This window comes from Mycobacterium sp. TY815 (genome assembly GCF_030755135.1).
Taxonomy (GTDB): domain Bacteria; phylum Actinomycetota; class Actinomycetes; order Mycobacteriales; family Mycobacteriaceae; genus Mycobacterium.
The window spans coordinates 56,998-77,909 of record NZ_JAUFRX010000005.1 but is presented as its reverse complement, the minus strand read 5'-3'; the positions used below and the strand labels follow the sequence as shown (position 1 = coordinate 77,909).

The following is a 20,912-nucleotide window of genomic DNA, read 5'->3' as shown; positions in this document are numbered from 1 at the left end:
GGAGCCCCGGAAGGTCAGCGGCCGGTGAAGGTTTCGCGCAGTCGGCTGAAGAGCCCACCGTTGTTGGCGTGTGACGAGCGCACCTCGGCGACGTCGCGGTTGCGGCGGTTCTTGAGCTCGCGCAGCAGTTCGGTGTCGTGGTGGTCGAGCCGGGTGGGAACCACCACCTCGACGTGCACGTGCAGGTCGCCGCGGGTACTGGACCGCAGTTGCGGCATCCCGCGGCCGCGCAGGGTGATCACCGCGCCCGGCTGCGTGCCCGGGGGGATGACGATCTCGCTGGTGCCGTCCAGGATGGCGTCCAGGCTGACGCTCACACCCAGCGCCGCGTCGACCATCGGCACCGACACGGTGCAGTGCAGATTGTCGCCCTCCCGGGCGAAGATGTCGTGGGCCTGCTCGTGCACCTCGACGTAGAGGTCGCCGGCCGGTCCACCGCCGGGACCGACTTCACCCTGGGCGGCGAGCCGGACCCGCATCCCCTCGGCGACGCCGGCCGGGATCTTGACGGTGATGTCGCGGCGGGCACGCACCCTGCCGTCGCCCATGCACTGGTAGCACGGGTCGGGAATCACCACCCCCACCCCGCGGCACGTGGGGCACGGCCGCGACGTCAGCATCTGACCCAACAGCGAACGCTGCACGGTCTGCACCTCGCCGCGACCGGCACAGGTGTCGCAGGGAACGGGCGCGGAATCGCCGTTGGTGCCCTTGCCCTGGCATCGGTCGCACAACACCGCGGTGTCGACGGTGACCTGCTTGGTGACCCCGGTCGCGCACTCCTCGAGGTCGAGCCGCATCCGCAGCAGCGAGTCCGAACCCGGCCGCACCCGGCCGATCGGACCGCGGCCCCCACCGCCGCCGAACCCCGCGCCACCGCCGAAGAACGCCTCGAAGACGTCACCGAGACCGCCGAAGCCGCCGAACCCGCCCCCGCCGGCAGCGGCGTTCTCCATCGGGTCGCCGCCCAGGTCGACGATGCGGCGCTTCTCCGGATCGCTGAGCACCTCGTAGGCGACACTGATGTCTTTGAATCGCGCCTGCGCCTCCTCGTCGGGATTGACGTCAGGGTGCAGTTCGCGCGCGAGCTTGCGGTAGGCGCGTTTGATCTCCGCGTCGTTGGCGCCCTTGCTGACGCCGAGTAGCCCGTAGTAATCGCGTGCCACGATTCGCCTTTCTAGGCTGGTTGTGACCGCCAGTCAGGCGGCCATCCAAAATTTTTGTCCCGGGTACGCGCTCATCGAGCACCCAGCACTTCGCCGATATACATAGCAACCGCGGCAACACTGGCCATAGTTCCCGGATAGTCCATCCGGGTAGGCCCCAACACACCCATGCCGCCGTAGACAGTGTCATGGGTGCCGTATGCGGTGGACACCATCGAGGTGCCGGCCATTTGCTCGGCCTCGGTCTCATGCCCGATGCGCACCGTGACCTTGCCGGCCTCCTGCTGGGCTGCCAGCAGCCGCAGCACCACCACCTGTTCTTCCAGCGCCTCCAGGATGGAACGCAGCGACCCGCCGAAATCGGCGGCATTGCGGGTCAGATTGGCGGTACCGCCCAGCAGCAGGCGTTCTTCGGTGTGTTCCACCAACGATTCGAGCAACACCGTCGCGGAGCGACCGACGGCATCGCCCAGGCCGTCGCCGGCGTGCAGCCGGCCGGCGAGGTCGGCGACCGCGACCGAAGCCGCGGACAGCCGCTTGCCGACCAGCGCCTGACCGAGCATCTCCCGAAGTTGGGAGAGCTGGTGGTCTTCGATGACATCGCCGAGCTCGACGATGCGCTGATCCACCCGTCCGGAGTCGGTGATGACCACCATCAGCAGGCGGGCCGGGGTCAGCGCGATCACTTCCAGGTGCCGGACGGTCGAGGTGGACAGCGTCGGGTACTGCACCACGGCCACCTGGCGAGTCAACTGGGCCAGCAGGCGCACCGCGCGTCGCAGCACGTCGTCGAGGTCGACACCGGACTCGAGGAAGCCCTGAATCGCACGCCGCTCTGCCGACGACAGCGGTTTGACGTCGTGGAGGCGGTCGACGAACTCGCGGTAGCCCTTCTCCGTGGGGACCCGCCCGGAGCTGGTGTGCGGCTGGGTGATGTAACCCTCTGCCTCGAGTACCGCCATGTCATTGCGGATGGTTGCGCTGGATACGCCCAGGTTGTGGCGCTCCACCAGCGACTTCGATCCGATCGGTTCGTGCGTGGCGACGAAGTCGGCGACGATGGCGTGCAGAACCTGAAAGCGACGCTCATCAGCGCTACCCATTGCCCATCACCCCCATCTCTAGCCGGCCGCGTTCATTTTACGGTCTCAACCGGATCTGACCTGCCAAAGGCTGATCCGTGGCTGACGCCGCACCTGTTCGGTGCGGCAGATAGCCTTTCCAGGTGGTCCGGTCGAGAAGCACGCGTAACCCAGGCGAAAGCGACTAGCGATGATTTTCAAGGGAGTGCGCGACGGCAAGCCGTATCCCGAACACGGTCTGTCCTATAAAGACTGGTCACAGATTCCACCGCAGCAGATCCGCCTCGACGAACTCGTCACCACCACGACCGTGCTGGCGCTGGACCGCCTGTTGTCGGAGGACTCCACTTTCTACGGGGACCTTTTCCCGCATGCGGTGAAGTGGCGCGGCATCGTCTACCTGGAGGACGGCCTGCACCGCGCGGTGCGTGCGGCACTGCGCAACCGGGTGGTGCTGCACGCCCGGGTTTACGACATGGATATGGGCGCGCCGAACTAGCCCAGCAGACGCAAAAGCCCCCTTTTCGGGCTGGAAAAGGGGGCTTGTGCGTCTGGTCGCGGGTCAGCGCGAGGCGGCCTGCAACAGCTCCATCGCGGAACTGCGCGACAGCACCCAGCTGCCCTGGTTGACAAACGTCACGCTCTGGGTGATTGGCGGCGACAGCTTCGGACCCGAGACGGCCACGTCGGCCGTGGCCGAGTTGGGGGCGGCCGGCTGGATGTTCGCCACGCTGAACGACAACGGCAGGTCGCCGTTCTTCGCGGCCTTCTTCAGCTCGTGGTCGGCAATGTGCGCCTCGGTGCCGCCGATACCGCCCTCGACCAGATCACTCTTGTTCGCGAACGGCACGTTGGGGTCGGCAAGGCTGGTGAGGATGCCGGTCAGCTGCGCCGAGGTGGGCAGGCCGGCCGGCGCCGGTGCCGGGTCCTGCGGCAGCGGCGCACCGAAAACGACGGGCTGCACCTGGTATGCGGCGGGGCTGGTGATCGACGTCACCCCGGCGGCTGCGGCGCCGATTGCAGCTACGGCTGCGGCACCGACTGCCAGTGACTTGATGGTCATGCGGATCCCCCTCGAATTCGCGCGGAGCGTGCGACCTCGCTGTGCCGAACCGCCCGCGTGTGGTGTATTTGCGCATCTTGTGACTGATGTTTCGTTTGGTAGCTTGTTTATGTTACGTCCACGCTGCCGCGGGCCCGATTGCACCGGCTGTGACGTGGCTGTGCGCAAGCTATGAATCCGAGGGGCCGAATGTTCGCCAGCAGGTACCCGGGGCACACCAGATTCGCGTTTCGGTCCGGCGTCACGTGTCTGACGACCGGTGCCGGAGCGGTACTGCTCAAGCCCCCGCACAGCGAAAAGCTGGCACGGTTGACCCCCCAGCAGACGAAGGCGCTGAAATACCTGAACGCCGGACCGGGGTCGGTGACCGAGCTCGCCGAGGGCGCGGCGCCGGCCGACACCCGCGGCATCGAAGCGCTGATCGACCACCTCGCCACCCGCGGCTACCTGACCGTCACGGTGTGCGACGAGGGGACGGATCTCTACTCGATAGTTCCGTTCGGCCAGCCTCCGGCGCGGCCGGCTCCGATGCCGGATGGCTCGGTCATGTCCAAATTTTCGGTGCTGCACAGTGATTCGGACGGCTTGGTGCTGGAGAACCCGCTGGGCTGGTGTGATGTTCGCATCCACCAGCCGCGATTGCTCCCGCTGCTCGGCGGGCGCGCCTCGGATTGTCCCGATCTGCCGGCGACGGTCGCCGCACAGTTCGTCGACGACCTGCGCTGGGCCGGCGTGCTGGTAGGCCCTGAGGAGGAGACCTCCTCTTTCGAGGCGCTGAGCTGGGCCGCACCGGATTTGTGGTTTCACCGTCGCAGCACGCTGGGGCAGCGCACGCTCACCTGGGACGACTTCGGCCCGACGAAATGGGCGAAAGGGCGGTTCGCGCAACCGCCGGGGCGCCGACGGGCCTATCCGGGCGAACCGGTCGCACTGCCGGTTCCCGACCTTGCCGCCCGACGCTCGCAGGACCCACCGCTGGCAGCGGTGATCGAAGACCGGGTCACCACAAGGAGTTTCGACGACGAGCGACCGATCACCGCCGCGCAGCTGGGCGAGCTGCTCTATCGCACCGCACGGACGCGCGCGACCCAGGCGGTGGACGCGGGCGAAGAATTGTTGTCCCGGCCGTATCCCTCCGGCGGGGGGCTCTATGAACTCGAGGTCTATCCGGTGGTGCGCAGTGTCGCCGGACTGGAACCTGGTGTGTATCACTATGATTCGTTCGACCACGCGCTGCACCGGGTCGCTGCGGCTGATGCGCCGGCCACTTCCCAGCTGATCAGGCCGGCGGCGGCGACGCTGTCCGGTGGCGCGGAACCGCAGGTGCTGCTGGTCATCGCGGCCCGCGGCGGCCGGCTGATGTGGACCTACGAGCAGATCGCCTACGCCACCATCCTCAAGAACGTCGGCGTGCTGATGCAGACGATCTATCTGGCGGCGACCGCCATGGGGCTCGGGGTATGCGCGCAGGGGTTCTCCGACACCGCGGCTTTCACCGCAGCCACCGGAGTCGACGAGCGTCAGGAGTGCAGTGTCGGCAGCATCATCGTCGGCTCCCGAATTCCCTAGTCCTGCGCCAAGACCTCCTCGTCGGTGAGCGCCGCGATGTCGAGGTAGTGGCGGGCGATGAGGGCCAGTCGTTGCGGCGTGCCACGGGCGGCTTCGCGGCTGTCCAGCCGGGCGGCGAATCCTGCGACGGTGCGGGTGGCGAACAGGTCGGTCACCACCGCGTGATCGACGTCCAGCCACTCTCGTACGCGGGCGATGACGGCGGTCGCCAGCACCGAATCGCCCCCCAGTGCGAAGAAGTCATCTTGCACCCCAACCGATTTCGGACCGTCCAGGCCCAGTACCTCGGCAAGGATCTCGCTCAGCGCGGCCTCCAGGTCGGTGCGCGGGGCAGTGTCACGTTCGGTGGGTTGCGGCTGCAGGAGCGCGACGACGGCGCGACGGTCCAGTTTGCCGTTGGCCGTCAGCGGAATCCGCTCGAGGACTTCGATGCGGGCCGGAATCATGTAGCTCGGCAACAACTCTGCGACCGCGCCGGCGACATCCCCATCGATCTCACCCTCCGCGCCTCCTGCGACGGCCGCGACCAGCATGGGTGCGTTGGCGCCGACGAGAGCTGCCACGGCATGGCGAACGCCCGGGACGCCACGCAGCGCGTTCTCCACCTCGCCGAGTTCGACACGGTAGCCGCGGATCTGCACCTGATGGTCGGCGCGCCCGAGAAACTCGACGGTTCCGTCGGGCCAGTACCGCGCCAGGTCACCCGTCCTGTACCAGCGGATACCGTCGTGCTCGACGAACCGTTCCGCGGTGCGTCGCGGATCGTGGCGATAGCCTGCCGCGACGTTCGCACCGCCCACCCAGAGTTCACCCGGGACCCAGTCCAGGCAGTCGCGGCCGGAGGGTGAGACCACCCGGCAGCGGACGTTGCGCAGCGGAACACCGAACGGCACCGTGGACCAGTGAGCCGGCGGTTCACCCGGCACCTCGCAGATGGTGCTGTGGATCGCCGTCTCCGTTGCCCCTCCGAGGCCGGCGAACCGGCAGCCCGGAGCCAGCTTCCGCAACCGGCGGGCCAGCTCGGCTCCTACCCAGTCTCCCCCGAGCAGCACCGCCCGCAGCGAGTCGCCGAGGCCGCTTCCGCCGGCCTCCAGGATCATGTCCAGGATGCCGGGAACGCAGTTGAGGATCGAAACCCGATGCCGGCGAATTACTTCCACCCATATATCGGCGGCTCCCGGCTGCCCGGAGTCGACTACCGCGACAGCCCCGCCGGCGGAGAACATGCCGAAGATGTCGTAGACGGACAGATCGAACTCCAGGGCCGAGACACCCAGCGCCCGATCCCCCGGGCCGACGTCAAACCACTCGTTGAGGGCGTCGATGGTGTTCATCGCGGCGCGGTGCGCAACCTCGACTCCTTTGGGGACGCCGGTCGATCCCGAGGTGAACAGCACATAGGCGATCGCCTCGGGGTCCGGTACCACGATGTCGGGCAACGGTTCTTGATGATGTCGTGCGGCATCGATGTCGACACACGCAATGCCCGCACCGAAGTCGGCACCCGGAACACTCAGCGCCGCGACGACATCGGCGCTCTGCAGAATCTTGGCGCGCCTCGCGTCCGGTTGCTCGTAGCCGATCGGCACATAGGTCGCGCCGGCGGCCAGGACGCCGAGCACGGCCAGAACCTGGTCGCGCCCCTTGGGCAGCTGGACCGCGACGGCGTCGCCGACTTGCACCCCGCAGGCGCGCAGCGCACCGGCGACCGCGCGCGAGCTCTGCGACAACTCCGCGTAGCTCCAGGCGCCGGCCGCCTCGCCGAGCCCCCACACCACGGCCGGGTCGTCCGGGTGAGCGTCGGCGTACTCGAAAAAGCCCTGGTGCAAACACCGTCCGGTGACCGGACCGTCAGTGGCGTTGACGGCCGCCCGCACCGTGGCCTGCGCGCAGGGTAGCCGCACTGCGGCCTCGGCCTCCCAGCCTGCGTCGCCCTCGGCCAGGCGTCCGACCGCTGCGATGAACCTGGCGAACATGGCGCCGACCATGCCGGCCGGAAATGCGGACTCCCGGACGTCCCAGTTGATCAACAAACCGCCACGCAGTTCGGTGATCTGGACGTCCAGCAACACCTGGGGGCCCTGCGAGATGATCCACACCGGGTCGCCGAATGTCTCGATGACGGTGTCCCCGAACAGTTCGCCGAGATCGAGCGCGCTGGTGAAGACCACCGGCGCCAACACCGGTTCGCCCCGCCGGCGGCCCAGATCACGCAGCACCTCCAAGCCGGAGTATGAAGCGTGCGAACCACTTTCGTACATGGTGCGCTGTACGGCCCGGGCCCGGTCGGCGACCGACATGTTCTCGCTGACGTCTACCTCGAGCATGATCGACGACGTGAAATCACCGATCACCCGGTCGATGTCGGGGTGCACGGGTTCGCGGTGAAACAGCGGAACGTTGAGGACGAAGCGGTCCTGGGCCGACCACCCGCCGATGGTGTCGGCGAAAACCGCCGCCAGGGCCACGGCAGGGGTGACACCGCGAGTGTGTGCGCCGGAGATCAGCCGGTTCTTGGCGTCCGGCGTCAGCCAGTGGTCGTATCGCGCGGTGCGGTGCGGCGCTTCCCGGTCGCCCGCCGGCGCGTTGGGAAGTTCGGGCGCTCCGGGCATCTCGGGCAGGCGCCGCTGCCACCACTGCCGGTCCCGTTCGCGCGTCGCGTCATTGACTCGGCGTTGTTCGTTCTCGATGCGGTAGCGCTGATAGCTGTAACCGGGAGCCGACGGCGTTTCCCCCCGGTACAGTCCGGCCAGTTCGGAGATCAGCACGCGATAACTCATCGCGTCGCCGGCCAGCATATCGACGTCCAGGTGCAACCGGCTGCGATCCGGATCGTAGCGGGTCAACGTGACGTCGATGACCTGACCATCGTCAATTGCCAACCGCTGATGGGTTTTTCGATCCCGCATCTCCGCCAGTACCGCATCGACGGTCGAGGGCTCCTGACCCCGCAGATCCACCACGGTGAACACCGGGCGACCCGGCCGGGGCAACGTCTGCTGCGTTCCGTCCGGGAGGAATCGGGTGCGCAGCATGGGATGGGTGGCGACGAGGTCGGCGACGGCGCGTTCGAGCCGCACCGCATCGATGGCGCCGCCGTCGAATTCGACATACAGATGGGCCGCGACTCCGCCCAGTTCCTGTTCGTCGGATCGGCCGATCCAGTACGCGTGCTGCATGGGAGCCAGGGGGAACGGCGCCTCGTCGTCGAGCGTGGGTTCTTCCGCTACCGGCGGCATAATCGGTCCTGCCGATTCGCCGCTGAGCAGGGCGTGCCACGCGCCGACCGTGGGGTTCGCCGCCAACTCGGCGAAGGTCACGGCGGCACCGCGCTTGCGCCAGCCACCGGCCATCGCCATCATGCGGATCGAGTTCAGCCCCAGCTGGATGAGATCGTCGTCATCGGCGACTTCGTCGGCGGAGCAGCCGAGTTGGGCCGCGATGGTGGCCTTGATCTCGTCCCTGCTGATCCACTCGTCGCCGAACACCGTCGATGATCCTTCCTGTGTCACGCCGTGGCTTCCAGTCCGGCAGCAAGCGCGGCCAGGGTGCGCTGCCACAGTTGGATCAGACTGTCGATATCTGCCGGTCCGAACAGCGCCTCACTCCACAGGATGGTGTTGACCAGCTCGTGACCGGCCGCGCTACCGCGCACCAGCAGACTCATGTTCAGGGCAAAACGCAGCGGCAGGTCGGGCTCGGGATCGACTGGCAACGCGTCGATTTCGTGTCCGTCGATCAGCGTCCACGGTGCGTCGGTGACCACCCCGAGGTCGAAGCGGCCCAGGTAGTTGAACAACACCTGCGGTTCCAGCGCGTGTTGCAGTTCCGGGACGCGGTTGACATAGCGAAGCAATCCGTAGTCCAGGCCGTCATACGGAACGGCAGCAACGGAGGCGGTCACCGAGTCGAGCAACAGCCGGGCCGATTGGGGATCGGCCTCGAGCCGCTCGATGTCGACCGCGGCCGCACCCACTCCGAGTCGTACGGGGAATGCCGAGGTGAACCACCCGACGGTGTTCGTGGTGTCGGTGTCCAGCAGGGCATCGGCGCGTCCGTGGCTGTCCAGGGCGATGAGCGCTCCCGACCTCGGATCCTGCGCCCGCAGGCGTCGCCAGCTCGCCAGCAGAACCGTCACGGCGCACAACAGGATTTCGCGCATCCGGTCGTCGCGGTTGAGGGTCATCACTAGCCGCTCGCTGACGTCGACCGGTGCCACCACGGTCGTGACGCGCAGTGTGGACCAGGTGTCGCGGGTCGGGTCCGGGTGGCGCTCACCGAGGGCGGGATCGGGCTGGCGCAGCTGCGCACTCCAGTACTCGCGCTGGGCGATCACCTCGGGCGCCGCCGCCCGCTCCCACATCAACTCCGACCACCGGCGGTAGGACGTGAACTCCGGCAACGCCTTCGGGGCGGCACCGACGCGCACCGATCGCCAGCCCTCCGTGATGTCGCTGAGCAGAATGTGCCAGGACACCACGTCCACCACCAGGTGGTGGATGGTCAGCAGCAGCATCTGACGATCGGCACCGTCGAACCACACCGCGCGCATCATCTCGCCGGCGCGGGGGTCGATCTCCTCGATCGCCCGGCGCGCCGACGTTCTCACCACTGCCGCCGCGTCGGTCGTCGCGGACAATGGCACCCGGGAGAGCAGGTCGGCGGCGCGGACCACACCAGGTTCCCGGGTGAGAAGCCGGGGCCCGTCGGGGGTATCGCTCAGGATCGACCGCAGCGATTCGTGCCCATCGAGCACGAGCTGCAGCAACTGCTCTATCGCGGCGTGGTCGACCCCGGTCGGCAGCCGCAGCAGAACCGTGTTGGTGAACCGCCGGTAGTTGCCGTGCTCGTTCACCCAGGACACGATCGGCAGCGGCGGCACTTCACCGTAGCCGGCGTCGGCGGGCGCCGCTTCGGCCTCGTCCGCGGTATCGACGACGGCGGCAAGCTCACGAATCGTCGGTGCGGTGAACAGCATTCGCGGGCTGAGCGGGAGCCCGCGCCGCCTACCCTTGTGCACCAGGCCGATCGCGACGATGCTGTCCAGCCCCAGTTCGAAGAAGTCGTCGTCCAGGTGCGGTGTCACCCCGTTGAACTGTTCGGCGAACAGCTCGCACAGCACGCGTTCGCTTTCGGTGGATGGCGCTTCCGCGCCGCCGGATACCGGAGCGAGCTCGTCGCGCGCCAACTCGTCGAGGGTATGACCGTCAAGCTTGCCGTTGGCATTGACCGGCAGCGTGGGCAGCGCCACGATCCGCGCGGGGACCATGTATGCGGGGAGCCGATCGGCGAGCGCGGCGCGCAGCGCGGCCGGTGGCGGTCCCGTGATGTCCTGCCAAACAACGAAACCGACCAGCGTTGCGCCGCCAGCCCGCCGCACCACGGACACCGCCGCGTCATGCACGCCCGGCTGGGCGCGCAGCGCTCCCTCGATCTCCGCGATCTCCACGCGGTATCCGCGGATCTTGACCTGGGTGTCGCCGCGTCCCAGATAGGCGAGGCCGCCGTGCGGCAGCCGGCGAACCAGGTCGCCGGTCCGGTACATGCGCTGCCCGGGCCGGAACGGATCGGCCACGAAGCGTGCGGCCGTCATCGCCGGCTGGCCGGCGTAGCCGCGGGCCAGCTGGTTACCGGACAGATAGAGCTCGCCCACCACGCCGTGCGGAACGGGGCGCAGGGCCGAATCAAGGACGTAGCAACGGGTTCCGGCGTTTGGCGTGCCGATGGTCGGTGCGGGGTAGTCGCGCACGGCGGCCACCACAGCCTCGACGGTCGTCTCGGTGGGCCCGTAGCAGTTGTACACAGCGCCGGCCGGCAGCGAACACAGTTGCTGCCACAGCACGCTGTTGATCGCTTCGCCGCCCAATGCCAGCACCGCAAGGTGGTGGTCCGGCAGTCCCGCCGCCCGCAACTGCACGAGCATCGAGGGAGTGGTGTCGATCATGTCGATCTGGTATTCGGCCATCGCCTTGACCAGCCGGTCGGCGTCGCGCATCTCCTCCGCGTCGAACAGGTGGATCGCGTGTCCGTCGAGCAGACCCACCATGGGCTGCCACGAGGCGTCGAAGCTCATCGACCAGGCGTGAGCGATGCGCATCGGGCGGCCCAGGCGCTGCATGGCCGGCCGGTAGACGCGGTCGCGGTGGTCGGCGTGGTAGCTCAACAGCGCGGTATGGGTACCGATCACACCTTTCGGCTCCCCGGTGGAGCCGGAGGTGAAAATGACGTAGGCACTGTTCCCGGGTCGGCGTCGCGCCGCCGGAGCGACAGCGCGGCGACCCGAGATGTGTTCGGCCACGGCCGGGTCGTCGATTATCAGGGTCGGTAGTCGCGCAGCGACCAGATCGACACTGCCGGTGTCGGTGATCGCCAGCGCCGGGTGCGCTTGCCGCAGCATGGATTCCACCCGCGCGGCCGGCAGGGTGACATCCACTGGCAGATAGGCGGCACCGGCGCCCAGCACCCCGAAGACCGCCACGATCGACTGGGCGGAGCGCGAGAGCACCAGCGCAACAACAGATTCCGGGCCTATCCCCCGCTCGCCCAGCTCTCCGGCGAGCCGCGCCGCCGCGGCGTGCAGTCCGGCGTAGCTGTAGCTTTCGCCCGCGCCGGTGGTCAACGCGACCGCCTCGGGGGTGGCGCGTGCCTGCCGCTCGAACGCTTCCCACACCGTGCCCTGCGGTGGCCGAACCACCTCGGCGTGGGCTTCCCACCCGGCACGTTCGGCCACGGTCAGAACGTCCAGTGCGTCGGGGGTTCGGTCGCCGATGCCGGGCAGTTGGCGCAGCACCGCGGCCAGGCGCTCGCCGATCTGTGCACCCGAAAGGTGTGGCAGCGCGTCCGGTATCGCCTCCACGACCACGATCAGCTCATCCTCGATCAGGTGTGACACCACGGTCAGCGGATAGTGGGTCAGGCTCTCGCCGGCGACCGGGGCGAAGCGCGCGCCGTCCGGGGTGGTGACCGGGCGGACGGCGTCCTCCAGCGGCGCGTTCTCGAACACGAACAGTGTGTCGAATAGGCTGCCCCGGCCGTGGGCGCGTTGCAGTTCCGACAGGCTCAGGTAGCCGATCCCGCGCAGCACCGACGAATCACGTTGCAGCCGTGCGCATTGCTCGACGACCGGGACGGTGGCGGCCACGGTGTGCACCACCGGAACGGTGTTGATGAACATCCCGACCATCGTCTCGACACCGGACAGCTGCTCGGGGCGGCCGGAGACGACGGTGCCGAAGACCACGTCCCGGCGGTCGGTGAGCCGGCTGAGCACCACGGCCCAGGCGAACAACACCGCCGTATTGAGAGTCAGCCCGTTGCGGCCGGCCCAGTCCCGCAGCGCGGCGGTGTCCTGTGCCGGCAGCCGCAGATCCGACTTCTCCGGGACGCCGGCGGCGACGGTGCTGTCGGCCAGCATCAGCGGACCGGACACCCCCCGCAGATACGTCGTCCACTCACTGGTGGCCGCCGCCCTGTCTTGCGTTGCGAGCCAGGCGATGTAGTCGCGGTACGGGCGCGCCGCGGGCAAGGCGTCCGGACGGCCTCCCGCCTGGTACACCGCGAGCATCTCGGTGAAGAACACACCGAGTGCCCACCCGTCCATCAGAATGTGGTGGGCGGTGACGATCATCCGCCGCCGGGTCTCACCGGGCACCGTGAGCAACAGCACGCGCAGGGCGGGGCCGCGAGTCAGGTCGAAAGATCGGTGCCGCTCCGAACGGGCTATCGCATCGAATTCCGCCGGCGTGGCGACGCGTTCAGACCACGGCAGCTCCGCGTGGGTGGGCACGATCTGAACCGGCCTGGGCACGTCACGGTCCCAGAACGCGGCGCGCAGGTTGGGGTGGCGCACCAACATCGCGGCCGCGCTGCGGCGCAACAGCTCGACATCCAGCGGTCCGTCGATGTCGACCACGGTCTGCATCGTGTAGATGTCTAGGCGGTCCTCGGCGAGCCGGGACAGCGCGAACAGCCCTTCCTGTAATGGGCTGAGCGCCAGCACATCCTCGATCTGTGGCGGGGAGGTCGTCGTCACGGTCCCCCGCTACTGCCGCTGCCAGGAGGCGGTCAGCGCGGCCAGCGCGTCAGCGTCCAGACCCGACGCGCTCATCGGCGCGCTCTGCGACACCGGTTCCCCGGCCCGGGAAACCGTCTGCGCCGCCGCGGCATTCGTGGCGGCGTCCACCGCGCCGGCCACCTCGGCGATGGTCATGTACTCGAAGACCATCGCCGGAGCCAGGGCAAGTCCCGCGGCGTTGGCACGCGCCGACATCTGCACGGCGATGACACTGTCGCCGCCGAGCGCGAAGAAGTTGTCTTCCCGGTCCACACCGGAGATCTCCAGCAGCTCTTCCAGCAGAGCAATCAATGCGCGCTCGGTTTCCGGCGACCCGTTCGCCACATTGGCCCGCTGAATCTCCCGGGGTGCCGGCGGCGCCGACAGCGCGGCCATGACATCGGTGGGCAGCAGTTCCAGCCCCGAAACCGGCCGGTCCGGCGCCGTCACGAACGCATCCAGTACGGCGCCGAAACCGTCGGCGAGGTGCCGAACCGTCTGCGGCTCATACAGATCGGCGCTGGCCAGGATCCGTACCTCGAGTCCCCCGCCGGGCTGCACACTCACGCTGACGTCGAGGTCGAGCAGCGAGACCTCGAACTCCATGGGGATCGGCACGACCGTTGTTCCGGCGGTCGCGAGTTCACGCGGCGACTGGGCCCAGTCCTCGGTGCGGAAGTGCAGCGAGCACTGGAAGAACGGGTGGTTTCGGGCGCTCGAGCGGGGCGGGTTGAGTGCCTCGACCAGCCGGTCGATGGGGAGTTCCTGGTGGGACAACGCATCCAGAACGGTGGTGCGGCAACGCTCGAGTGCGGTGCGCAGACTGGGATCGCCCGACAGGTCGTTGCGCAACGCCAGCACGTTGGCGAACGGTCCGTCCACCCCGGCGACCGCCAGGTCATCACGGGACGCGACCGGTGTGCCGATCGCGATATCAGTTCCTGCGCCGACGCGGTGCAGCAACACCGCGAGTGCGGCTTCGTAGACCATGAACTCGCTGGCGCCCACCCGCTCGGCGAGTTGGGTCAGCTGGGTACGCCGCGCCGCCGGCACCATGAACGTCACGACCTCGGCTTGGCGGCCCACCACGAGCGGACGCGAGCGGTCGGCCGCCATCGGGATTTCGGCGGGCAGTCCGGCCAGCACCTCGCACCAATGGGCCAACTCGGCCGCCGCCCACTCGCCTGGGGCGTCGAAGGTATCCCGTTGCCACAGCGCATAATCGACGAACTGCAAGGGCAGCGGCTCCCACTGCGGCACCCGGCCCGTCGCCCGGGCCTGATAGGCGGTGACGAGGTCTTCGTAGATGACGCCGAGCGACGTGTGGTCGGTGACGATGTGGTGGATGAGCACGACGAGGACGTGCGTCCGGGGATCGATCACCAGCAGGGTGGGCCGGATCAGCGGACCGGACGTCAGATCGAACAGGTAGCCACGCAGCTCCGCGATTCTCGCTTCGACGTGTTCGGCGCCCACCTCGACGGCCGGCAGGTCCAGCCGCAGCGTGGGGTGCACCGACTGATACGGAATGCCCTCGTGCTCAACGAAAACCGTGCGCAACGCCTCATGCCGCGCCACCACGTCGTTGAGCGCATCGGTCAGTGCGGCGACATCCAGCGATCCGGTGAACCGCAGGGTGAGTCCGAGGTTGAAGACGTCGTTGGCGCCTCTCATCCGGTGCTGGAACCACATGGCCAGTTGGGAGTAGGACAACGGTGGCCGTTCCGGCCGAATCGTCGCGACGAGTTCCGGGCGGCCCGACGGGGCTGCCGACAGGTCGAATTCGTCGTCTACGTCGACACTGTCGAGGTCGATGCCGAACGCGGCGCGGAACTGCTCGCCCAGCCGGTTCGCCAGGCCGGCCGGCGTAGGTGCGTCGAAGACGGTGCGAACGCTGCAGTCCACCCCGACCTCGGCACGGATCTGCGCGACGAGGCGGGCCGCCAGCAGCGAGTGGCCGCCCAGATCGAAGAACGAGTCGTCGACGCCGACCCGCTCCAACCCGAAGAGGTGGCCGAAGATCGAGCACACCCGGCGCTCCGTCGCCGTCACCGGTGCCCGGTACCGACGAGCATGCACCGGGGCCGGTGCGGGCAGTGCACGTTTGTCCAGCTTACCGTGCACGGTCAGCGGGATCTCGGGGATCACCGCGGCCGCCGTCGGCACCATGTACTGCGGCAGCATGCCGGCGGCATGGGCGTGAATGTCGTTGATTTCCAGCTCTATCCGACGGCCGTCCGGTCCGGTCGCCGGCACCACGTAGGCAACCAGCCGCGACCCCACTTCGGTCTCCTCGGCGAGAACCAGGCAGTGTCCCACCGCCGGATGCGCGGCGATCACGGATTCGACTTCGCCGAGTTCGATCCGGAAGCCGCGCACCTTGACCTGCTCGTCGGCGCGGCCGACGAACTCCAGGTTCCCGGCCTGGTTGCGCCGGACCAGATCCCCGGTCCGGTACAGCCGCATCCCCGGATTGAACGGGTCGGCGACGAACCGTTGCGCGGTCAGACCGGGACGCCCCAGATACCCGCGGGCCAGCTGGGCACCGCCCAGGTACAGCTCGCCGACCACTTCGGCCGGAACCAGCTGCAATTCGTGGTCCAGCACGTAGGCGTAGACATTCTGGTTCGGCACGCCGATGGGCACCACACCCGCACCCTGGTGTCCCTCGACGGGCATGTGCGTGGCGCAGATGACCGCCTCCGTCGGACCGTAGTGGTTGCGCAGGGTGGCATCGAAGTGACCGGAGAACCTGTCGGCCACCTCACCGGGCAGCGCTTCGCCGCCGACCGGCACATGGCGCAACTGCCGCCATTGGCTCGCTTGCGGCAGCAGCAACAGCGTGCTCAACATCGAGGGCACCATGTGCAGCACGGTGACCCCGTGCCGGCTGATCAGCTCCGCGACATAGGAAACATCGCTGAAGGCATCGGCTTTCGGCACGACGAGCCGGGCGCCGACGGACAACGGCGCGAAGATCTCCATCACCGACGCGTCGAAACTCACCGAGGAGGTCTGCAGCAAGCGGTCGGTGGCGGTCAGGCTCCATTCCTCCAGGAAGCCCGCCATGTGCTCGGCCAGGGCATGATGCGGTACCGCAACGCCTTTGGGTGCTCCGGTGGAACCGGAGGTGTAGATGACATAGGCCAGGTGGCCGGGGCGCAACGGGCGGACCCGGTCGGCGTCGGTCGGCGCGGTGTCCGGCAATGCGGCGGCGGCCTCTTCGGCCGCGGCGAAGTCCTCGTGCCCGATCACCATCGTGGGCGCGGCGTCGGTGAGCAGGTAGTCGATGCGGTCCGGGGGAAATGCCGGGTCGATCGGCAGGTAGGCGGCGCCGGCCTTCAGGACGGCGAGCACGGCGACGACGAAGTCGACCGACGTCGTCATGCGTAGGCCGACGATGTCGTCGGGGCCGATCTCGTTGCCGATCAGCCAGTGCGCCAGGCGATTCGCGCGGGCGTGTACCTGCGCGTAACTGAGCTCGGTGTCCTCGAATACCAGGGCCACGGCGTCCGGAGTGGCGGCGGCAGCCGATTCCAGGGCGGCGACCGCGGTGCTCGCCGACCGTTCGACCAGGATTCCGTGGGACTGATTCAGCAGGACTTGCCGCTCCGCGCCATCCAGCAGATCCAGCGTGTCGACCCGGCGTCCCGGCGCTCCCAGCGCACTGGTGAGCAGCTCCCGATACTGCCGCAGCAGTTGGCCGACAAGCTCGTCACAGAACACGTCGGTCTGGTATTCGATCTCGGCGGACATCCCCAGCGGGTCGGCCACCACCGCCAGTGCGAGCGGGATCGGTGCGGTCACCGCACCCAGTTCCAGCTGTGCGGTGCTGACGCCCCCGAGTTGGAGCCCGGCGACGCTCTTGCGCATGCTGAAGCCCAGCCGGACCAGTCGATCCAGCCCGTCGTGCCCGGCGCTGCGTTCCGGATTCAGCTCGCGCACAACGCGATCGATCCCGACCGATTGACGGGCGAAGGCTTCCAGACAGGTGTCCCGCACGGCCTCGACCAATGCGGCGAACGTGTCCTCGGGGCGCACGCGGATACGCAACAGCAGGGTGTTTCCGAAGTATCCGATCGCCCCTGCGGCGGCGGCCCTACGCTCGGTGACCGGAACGGATACCAGGAAATCCGTGGCACCGGTGTAACGGCGGATCAGTGCGCCGTAGGCGGCCAGCAACACCATGAACGGGGTGGCGGCGCGTTCCCGGGCAAAATTGTCGAGCCGGGACATGAGGTCCGCGGGCAGTGCTGCGGTCCGGTGTCGCGCCCGGGTGGACGGGTTCGGCACCGGGGGGCCGGGCAGCTCCAGCGGATCGGGCAACGGAGACAAGGTGTCACGCCAGAAGCCGACGTCGGTGTCGTCGCACTGCGGTGAGCCGTCCAGCACCTCGACCGCGATGTACTGCGGCGCCGAACCGGTGAGAGACGAGTTGTACGCCACACTGAGCTCAGTGAAGAAGACGGCCCAGCAGTCGTCGTCCCAGCAGATGTGATGCACCACCAGCAGCAGTACGAATTCGTCCACGGCGGTCCGCGCGAGGGTAATCCGCAGCGGCAGTTCCCGCTCGAGATCGAACGGCCGGCCGAACTCGCTGTGCGCCAGCGCCTCGAGGTGCCCGTGGCCCGAGAGATCGGTGCTGTGCCAGGGCACGTCGACGTCGTCCCGGAATACCTGATACGGCTCACCCTCGGCGTCCACACCATAGGTGGTGCGCAAGCTGGCATGCCGAGCAACGACATCAGCGAAAGCCGCCCGCAGACGCGTCTCGTCCACCGGGCCGGTCAGGCGATAGGCGACGCAGATGTTCAGCGTGGCATCGGCGGGGTTCATGGCCTGCACGAACCACATTCGGCGTTGTCCCGGGGACAGAACGTAGCGCTCTCCGGCCGAGATGACCGGCCGGTCGGCCGATTCAGTTGCAGCCAGGCCACTTTCGGCGATCCGCTGCCGCAGCAGCTCGCGTCGGCGTTGCTGCACAGTCTGGGCGTCGGGGGCCATGGTCGGTTTCACTCCTGAGATCGTCTTACGCGGCGCGCGCCCGTGGGCTGCGGTCGGATTCGAGGCGGCTGCCGCGCACGTAAGAGGCGCCATGGCAGCAGGCGACGATGCGCACAGACGTCCTCCTCCGTTCGGGTGTTCCGCCTCGACCCACGTCCAGCAGCTTATGTTAGCCTTCGCTAAGTTGAAGCCTGTATGCGGGCAGTCCCGCGCCAGGTGCCGGTGCAGGAGGGAACGTGCCAGAAGCGGAAGCGCTGAATCTTCTGCACCGTCGCGCGACGCCGGAGCACGACACCACCCCGGGCATCTTCACGCTGCGTGCGCTGGACCTGGACCGCGACCTCGAAGCGCTGCACTCCTGGATGAACGACCCCGAGGTGGCGCGGTACTGGAAGAAGGCATGGCCGCGCGAGCAGGTGGCGGCTTACCTGCGCGAACAGCAACTCAGCACGCATTCGACCCCGTATGTGGGCGAGCTGAACGGCGTCCCGATGAGCTACTGGGAGCTCTACCGCGCCGACCTCGACCCGGTTGCCCAGTACTACGACGCCCGCGAACACGACGCCGGCGTGCACCTGCTGCTCGGTCCGGCCGAGTGCCGGGGACGGCGCCTGGCGGCGGATCTGTTGCGCGTGGTCTCCGGCTGGCAGCTGGATGCGGACCCGCTCGCCACCCGGGTGATCGGTGAACCGGATGCCACCAATGAGCGCCTGATCCGGGTCGCCGCATTGGCGGGCTTCCGCCACGTCATGGACATCGACCTGCCCCAGAAGCGGGCGGCGCTGCTGATACGTCCGCGCGACGAGCCCCGAGGCGCATCTGGACGAGCGAATCCTGAGGTCAGCGGCGGTACCCGAGTCCGCGGCGCCCGATAGGTTATGTTAGCCTTCGCTTAGTTTGAAGAGGAGAGGTAGAGCTGCATGCCGCGCACGCTGGGTTGGATCAGGCAGTTTCACCAACCTGATTCGCCCGAGAGCCCGACACTGCTGATCTTCCCGCATGCCGGCGCCGGCGCCTCGGCCTACCGCTCCTTCTCCAAGGCGCTGAGCAGGCATTTCCGCGTCCTGGTCTTCCAATACCCGGGCCGTCAGGACCGCGCCGCCGAACCGCCGCTGACTTCGCTGCCGGAGATCGCGGCCGGCGCCTTCGAAGAATTCGTGACGTCGGAGCACCGCGGCAGCGGTCCCGTGGTGGCCTTCGGGCACAGCATGGGCGGCTGGGTCGCATTCGAGTTCGTTCGGATCGCCGAATCCCGGGGCATCGACGTGCGAGAACTCTATGTCTCCGCTGCCGTCGCACCGGGTAACGCCGTCACCAAGCCACCGCATCCGACCGACGACGAGTCGATCCTCAACCACCTCACGGCGCTGGAAGGCACCAACTCCGCCGTCTTCGGCAACCGCGATCTGATGCGGCTGGCGCTTCCCGTCATCAAGGCCGACTATCGCGCCTGCGATGCGTACACCTGCTCGGACGACGTCACGATCTCGGCGCAAATCCACGCGCTCGGCGGTGACCAGGACCCCATCGTCACGCTCGGCGATCTCTACGGGTGGGGCAAGCACACCGGCAGTGCCGAAGTGACGATGTTCGACGGCGGACACTTCTTCATCAACGATCACGTCGAGGCCGTCGCCGAACTGCTGGCCGGCTGCGCACAACCGGAGCAGACGCAGTGACCGATCCGGTCGTGGTGGCCGGGCTGGCTGTCGAGACCCCGGGTGGCATCGACACCCCGGCCGCCCTGTGGCAGGCACTGTGCGACCAGCGGGAGTTGCTCTCCCCGTTTCCGCGTGACCGCGGCTGGCCCGTCGACGATCTGCTGTCGCTGTCTGGAACGGACGGCTGGGGCCGGGTCCCCGACTCCGGTGGATTCCTCTCCGGCGCAGCACAATTCGACCCCCCGTTCTTCGGCATCACCCACCGCGAGGCACTGGTGATGCACCCGCAGCAGCGGGTTGCAATGCGGGTCGCGTGGCGGGCGCTGGAGAACGCCGGCATCAACCCCGGCTCGGTCGAAGGGGAGTTCGGCGGATGCTACGTCGGCATGTCCATGACCGAATACGGCACCCGGACCGCCGTCGCCGACGACTACAGCGGGCACCGCGCCGTGGGCATGGGCCAACTCGGTGGGGCCGGCCGCATCTCGCACGGCCTGGGCCTGACCGGGCCGTCCATGTGCATCGACTCCGCCTGCGGATCCTCGCTGACGGCACTGCAGCTGGCCGTCAACGCGATCGCCATGGACGAGTGTGAATGGGCGCTGGCCGGCGCCGTGTGCGTACTCGGTTCGCCAGCAGCGTTTTTCGAGTTCGCCAAGCTGCACGCGCTGTCCGACGACGGCCATTGCCGCGCCTACTCCGAGGACGCCACCGGTACCGTCTGGGGTGAAGGCGCGGGAATGCTGCTGCTGGAACGGGAATCGCGCGCCCGGCAACTCGGCCACCGCATCTACGGACGCATTCTGGCCGCCCGCACCAACCACAACGGCAAAGGCAAACCGATCCTGGTCCCCCGGGTGCACGCCCAGGAGCAGGTGGTGCGCAAGACGCTGGATGCCGCCGGCATCGATCCCGCGGACGTGGGCATGATCGAAGGGCACGGCACCGCAACGCTTGCCGGTGACCCGGTGGAATTGCTCGCGCTGTTCAAGACGTACGGCGCGGCCGGATCCGAGGCGCTGCTGGGCTCGATCAAGTCCAACGCCGGGCACGCCCAAGCGGCAGCGGGAATTCTCGGACTGATCAAAGTCCTGCTCGCCGGACAATATGGCTTCATTCCCCCAACGCTGTTCTCGGACAACCCGTCCAGGAAGGTGGACTGGGACCTGACCGGCATCCGGCTGGCCACCAAGCTGTCCGAATGGCAACCCACAGATGGGGTTCGCTACGGCGCCGTGTCGTCGTTCGGGGCCGGCGGCGCCAACGCGCACGCGATCGTCGCGATGACCGCGGAGAGCGACGCGTGAGCGGCTA

General features: G+C 68.2%; 11 protein-coding genes. 5 read left to right on the top strand and 6 right to left on the bottom strand.

From position 1 onward, the window contains the following. Positions 1–14 precede the first annotated feature (14 nt). Both dnaJ and hrcA read right to left on the bottom strand, forming a co-directional pair. Positions 15–1,166: a molecular chaperone DnaJ gene (gene dnaJ / locus QXK92_RS31915; protein ID WP_306248484.1), complete on the bottom strand. Its 1,152-nt coding sequence runs from the start codon at positions 1,164–1,166 to the stop codon at positions 15–17. Positions 1,167–1,237: 71 nt separating this feature from the next. Next, the gene (gene hrcA / locus QXK92_RS31910) at positions 1,238–2,269 is read right to left on the bottom strand and encodes a heat-inducible transcriptional repressor HrcA (RefSeq protein ID WP_306248483.1); all 1,032 of its coding nucleotides are present in this window, start codon (positions 2,267–2,269) and stop codon (positions 1,238–1,240) included. Between the two features lie 169 nt (positions 2,270–2,438). Here hrcA and QXK92_RS31905 point away from each other — a divergent pair, with 169 nt between their 5' ends. Continuing rightward, positions 2,439–2,747: a type II toxin-antitoxin system VapB family antitoxin gene (locus tag QXK92_RS31905; protein ID WP_306248480.1), complete on the top strand. Its 309-nt coding sequence runs from the start codon at positions 2,439–2,441 to the stop codon at positions 2,745–2,747. Positions 2,748–2,810: 63 nt separating this feature from the next. Here QXK92_RS31905 and QXK92_RS31900 read toward each other — a convergent pair whose 3' ends face one another. Next, the gene (locus tag QXK92_RS31900) at positions 2,811–3,311 is read right to left on the bottom strand and encodes a hypothetical protein (protein ID WP_306248478.1); all 501 of its coding nucleotides are present in this window, start codon (positions 3,309–3,311) and stop codon (positions 2,811–2,813) included. Positions 3,312–3,500: 189 nt separating this feature from the next. Between QXK92_RS31900 and QXK92_RS31895 the strand changes: the two genes are divergently transcribed. Next, the gene (locus QXK92_RS31895; RefSeq protein ID WP_306248476.1) at positions 3,501–4,880 is read left to right on the top strand and encodes a SagB family peptide dehydrogenase; all 1,380 of its coding nucleotides are present in this window, start codon (positions 3,501–3,503) and stop codon (positions 4,878–4,880) included. Here QXK92_RS31895 and QXK92_RS31890 read toward each other — a convergent pair. Genes QXK92_RS31890 through QXK92_RS31880 form a run of 3 tightly spaced genes read right to left on the bottom strand, consistent with a single transcriptional unit; the run spans position 4,877 to position 17,937 of the window. Then, positions 4,877–8,392, bottom strand: a complete 3,516-nt coding sequence (locus QXK92_RS31890; RefSeq protein ID WP_306248474.1) for an amino acid adenylation domain-containing protein — start codon at positions 8,390–8,392, stop codon at positions 4,877–4,879. The two genes, QXK92_RS31895 and QXK92_RS31890, sit on opposite strands and share 4 nt — an antisense overlap. After that, complete coding sequence (locus QXK92_RS31885; protein WP_306248472.1) at positions 8,389–12,912, bottom strand: non-ribosomal peptide synthetase; 4,524 nt, start codon at positions 12,910–12,912, stop codon at positions 8,389–8,391. The genes QXK92_RS31890 and QXK92_RS31885 overlap by 4 nt, the downstream gene beginning before the upstream one ends. A 9-nt stretch (positions 12,913–12,921) precedes the next feature. Beyond that, positions 12,922–17,937 carry a non-ribosomal peptide synthetase gene (locus QXK92_RS31880; RefSeq protein WP_306248703.1) on the bottom strand — a complete coding sequence of 1,672 codons (5,016 nt, stop codon included), beginning with the start codon at positions 17,935–17,937 and terminating at the stop codon, positions 12,922–12,924. Positions 17,938–18,173: 236 nt separating this feature from the next. On the opposite strand from QXK92_RS31880, the gene QXK92_RS31875 reads away from it, so the two are divergent. The 3 genes from QXK92_RS31875 to QXK92_RS31865 are packed head-to-tail and all read left to right on the top strand — an operon-like array spanning position 18,174 to position 20,905. After that, a complete protein-coding gene (locus QXK92_RS31875) occupies positions 18,174–18,812 on the top strand; it encodes a GNAT family N-acetyltransferase (protein WP_306248470.1) in 639 nt (212 codons plus the stop codon). A gap of 45 nt (positions 18,813–18,857) precedes the next feature. Then, positions 18,858–19,616, top strand: a complete 759-nt coding sequence (locus QXK92_RS31870) for a thioesterase II family protein (RefSeq protein ID WP_306248468.1) — start codon at positions 18,858–18,860, stop codon at positions 19,614–19,616. Next, entirely contained in the window at positions 19,613–20,905 is a 1,293-nt protein-coding gene (locus QXK92_RS31865) for a polyketide synthase (RefSeq protein WP_371934242.1), read from the top strand. The genes QXK92_RS31870 and QXK92_RS31865 overlap by 4 nt, the downstream gene beginning before the upstream one ends. Positions 20,906–20,912 lie beyond the last annotated feature (7 nt).